Here is a 4,275-nt window from a genome sequence, read left to right as displayed (position 1 = left end):
ACATTCATGCAGGCCCAAACCAAAATGCCACAAGCTTTGCCCGCTTGAGCCCATTAAACTCGAAATAAACCGCGTGCCGGCCTGCGGGGATTTTAGTCGTGCCCACAAAGTGCTGTTGGCCACTGGTGGTTTTAATGGTTCCCACCAGCTGTTTTTCGTCGTCAACCAGCACCCTAATTTCCCCTGCCCGGCTGTTGGTGAGCTCGACCGTTACGCGCTGCTTTTTACTTGCACCCGTGAAGTCAAGGTACTTAAAGCCCACCTGGCTCCCTGTACGGAGGTTAGTTACCACCTGCTGGTTATTTTGCAAGGCGAAATATGGGGCCCGGTGCTTACGGCAGCAGCCATGCCGGTCAACTAAAACACAGGCGGTGTTTGCCATGTAGGTCTGGGCCCAGGGCAAGCCGCCGCTCGCCTGCACCTGCGATGTAAAGTGGGCCGTCTTAAAGAGGCCGTCTTTGGTGCGGCATAATTCTACCAGGCATGCTTGACGGTTAGGATTGCGGCCACCGGTCTGCCGGTGATAGGACTGGTAGTAGTGACCACCAGCGCAGAAAAGGCCGCCGTGCGTATTTCCCTGGTAGGCAGTTCCCGCTTGATTGCCAAAGACGCCACCGTCACCAAGGGAGACCAATACTCCGCGGAAGTTAAACGGGCCAAATGGACATTGGCTGGTCGCGTAGCAAAGCGCGTTGTTGGTCCCCTTTTTAGCATAGTAAGTTAGGAAGAAGCGCTTGCCAATTTGACGGATTGAAGGGGCATTTTGCATCCGCCAGGCAGTTTTCGTTGGAATAAGGTCTGGAGAAATGAACCGGTCGGTTTCAGGCGCCTTGATGATGGTCCGCATGTCTGTGGTCGATAGTTCCGCCACATAGCAGTGACCATAGCCAAAGTAAAGAAACAGCCGGCCACCCGTGTAGATAACGGCGGGGTCATACGGGTAACCCTTTTTATGAAAAATTGGGATCCCTAGCGGCATCGTAAATAGCGGCCGACCGTGCCCAAGAATCGTACCATCTGGACAGGTGACCCGTCCAAGGAATTTAAAGGGACCCGTCGGCGAATCCGCAACGGCGACTCCAATCCCGGCACCAGACATCCCCACCCCATAGTAAAGATACCAACGGGCGCCAACCTGCACGACATCGGGAGCAAAGAGGTACTTGCTAAATGGACGAAGGTCATGCTGGTGGCGCCTGATAAAGGGGTCTTGGAGTCGGCGGTAAATTGTTCCTTCACTTCGCCAATGGCTGAGATCATCAACGGAGGCCGACCAGCACTGGTAATCACCCTCACACGGAAAGCGGGTACCGGGCAGGTCGTGGGACCCGTATAGGTAAACATGGTTACCATAGACTTTGGGTTCACCGTCGGGAATATAAACGTTACTTGGTAAGTAGGGGTTGGTGAAGTTGATGGGGGATCACCTCCGAAAAGGTTTATTTGAGAAGCTTTCTTTTTATATTTAGCTGATAAGCTCACAACTTTGTATAAATTGTAATGTTTAGTCGTCCTGTATCAGCCACTTTCTTCTATTACTTTTTTTGCTATATTACGGCTTACAATCCTAATTCCCGAAGCATGAACATAAGAACGTCCACCGAGGTTCAGGTTACCATACCAACAAATCTTATTATCGATAATACAAAGATTAACGCCCACTTTCCCTTTAGATGCTTTCAAGGGTAAGTTCGTTTTATACTCACTGGGTAAGCTTTCTACTTCTATATGTAGATTTCTTCCCTCTCTCATTAACTGTGTCAACAAAACAATTTGTTGATTCGTTAACTGCTTTACCTTCATAAAAATACTTGATGAACAATCAATGTCATGCTGCCAAACTGATAAGTAATCCTGACTTGTATAATAAACCGAATCATAGCGATTCCATTTTTTACTTTTAACAAACTCATAACCTAATTTACGATAGACACTTACCCGCTTCTGATACATTTTAATAAAAGTATTATCTTCTAAATCAACATAATCATAAACGCGTAATTCATCTTTCTTATTTAACCCTCTCTCGAGCCGTCCTAAGTACTGCTTAGTATTTCCTTTCCAAGAGAAAGGAGTTGTTAAAAAGAGTGTATCAAGGCTTGGCATATCAAAGCCTTCACCTACATATTTACTAGTCGAGAGGATCACATATGGTAAGTGCTCATCCTTAATATCTATTGTAGAATTTCCACCACCAGTAACTAAACAAACCTGTCCTTTACCAACTAATTCGAGAATACTTTTTTGTAATATTTTTAAATGGTTAACCCTTCCGCTTAATAAAAGTATGTGCCGATTTTCAGACAATACACGTTGTACATCATCAACGATTAACTGGTTCCGGTCTTTATTTATTACTAAATGATTAATTCTCTGAGAATAATTATCTTTAATTTGTAAAGTCCTATCTTCAGCAAAACTAGTATATCTTGGATAAATATAGCGCCGAATTAAATAATTAGCCTCTTCATTACCCTGGTAATAAATTGGCCCACAGCGATAATGCATAAACTGTTCTAGGCCGTCCTTGCGTTCTGGTGTAGCTGTTAAACCAACTATATAGGGAACATTAGCTTGAACCAAAGTGCTTTCAAAAGTAACTGCTGATATATGGTGACACTCATCAACAATTATCTGGCCATAATGTTTATAAAAATCCCTTCTTTCTGTTGGACTCATCCGTGTAAGTTTCCTAATATTAACAATATCAACTAGCCTTGATGGGCGATTACGTGACCCACTGATTATTTCAACTTTCTTTTTACGAACAACATGCCCCTTTTCTGTGTACTCAATAAACGGCTTATCTTTAATTTTAAGAAAATTAAATGCGGCCTTTTGCCATTGCTTAGCAATGCTGGTTGTTGGGACAATAATAAGGGTTCTTGCTTTACGACAGGCAGCCAGTGCGCAGCCAACAACTGTTTTACCAAAACCTGTATGAGCACATATCATTCCTAAGTTATGGTCGCCAAGATTTTTTACAGCCAATAGCTGTTCTTCTCTTAACTTCCCATTGAAGGTCGCATTAAGCTTGTCTGGAGATGCAAATCGCTTTTCTAAATGACATGAACAGTACTTCTTTAATATATTTAAAACGCCTCGTGGAAGACAAATATATTCTCCATCAATACGTCCAGAAGTTAAAACTGACGGGACATTCCACACTGGCATTCGCATTCTCTGTTTTTTAATAAACTCTGGATTATCAAAAGTCACTAGGCCCAAAAGACTAAGCTGCTCACGTCTAGTCAATGTCTGTCGCTTAATATAAATCTCGCCACTTATATAACCCCTAATTTCAGCTGGATAATTGGTAATATTAGACAAAGCGAATGACTTGTTTTGTCCTTTCATTAACTGCATATCTTTCATAATTCTATTAACCAGTTGATTAATTTCATCAGAAGTATATCGCTTAATGCTTGCTAAACAATCAAACAGCTGGGTAGGTAACAAGGGATTTAATCGTTTATCAGTAAAAATTGACCGTTTTTCTTTTACTTCGGACCATTTTAAGGGTAATGCAATTAAATTTCCAAAACCATTTTTGGGCAAACTATCTTGTGCAGGAATCATACGATCAAAACATGAGATATCAACATTATCACTACTCATCATTGTTTCAACCAAAATTAACTTGCCAAGCTGACGAGCGATCCAAGCTTTTATTGGTTGACAAAAAAATAACCAAATATGGTAACTATCACCTGACGAAGAAATTTCGGGCAAACAACTAATACCATACTTTTGACAAGTTCCTAGAACAGCCATCGTCGCTTTTTTCGGATTAATCGGTGCGCCATGTTTATCAAAATCAAAAACGAGGAGTTTCGTACAATCATTATCTGTTAGTGGATAGATTCCATAATGATGATAACAATCATCAGAAATAATCTGGTCATATACAACTTTCCTTGTGTAGGGAGCATATTCTTTGGTCAATTTTTCCTGTGCCACTTTATCATTTCGCGTTTGATAAAATGCCCACCAATTTTTTAGAGCTGGACTATATCCCTTACCATTACTCCATTTCTGAGCATAAACATCTAAGCGACCACTGAAATACTGGAAATATAGATCAATTTTCTCATTCGTACTTCTTTCCGAAGCAATAAGATTTTTAAACTCATTTTGGCTTAGAATATAATTGTTACCATTCTGATTCCTAATTAGGTAATAAGGCTGGTGCGTTAGATAATGGTGAAATTGACCTTTTATGAAAACTCGATCACCATTTTGAAACCTATATTCATGATTTGCTTCCATGTTAAT

2 protein-coding genes are annotated in these 4,275 nt (G+C 41.4%); both read right to left on the bottom strand.

Translation table 11 applies throughout. The features are described from left to right. Window positions 1–4: 4 nt before the first annotated feature. Window positions 5–1,378 carry a family 43 glycosylhydrolase gene (locus tag ACEYV4_RS09125; RefSeq protein ID WP_373842976.1) on the bottom strand — a complete coding sequence of 458 codons (1,374 nt, stop codon included), beginning with the start codon at window positions 1,376–1,378 and terminating at the stop codon, window positions 5–7. A 140-nt stretch (window positions 1,379–1,518) separates the two neighbouring features. Continuing rightward, window positions 1,519–4,275: DEAD/DEAH box helicase family protein (locus ACEYV4_RS09120; RefSeq protein ID WP_373842975.1), on the bottom strand; the 2,757-nt coding region annotated here is incomplete at its 5' end.

Source organism: Limosilactobacillus sp., assembly GCF_041859915.1.
Taxonomy (GTDB): Bacteria; Bacillota; Bacilli; order Lactobacillales; family Lactobacillaceae; genus Limosilactobacillus.
This window is presented reverse-complemented; position numbering and strand designations above follow the sequence as displayed.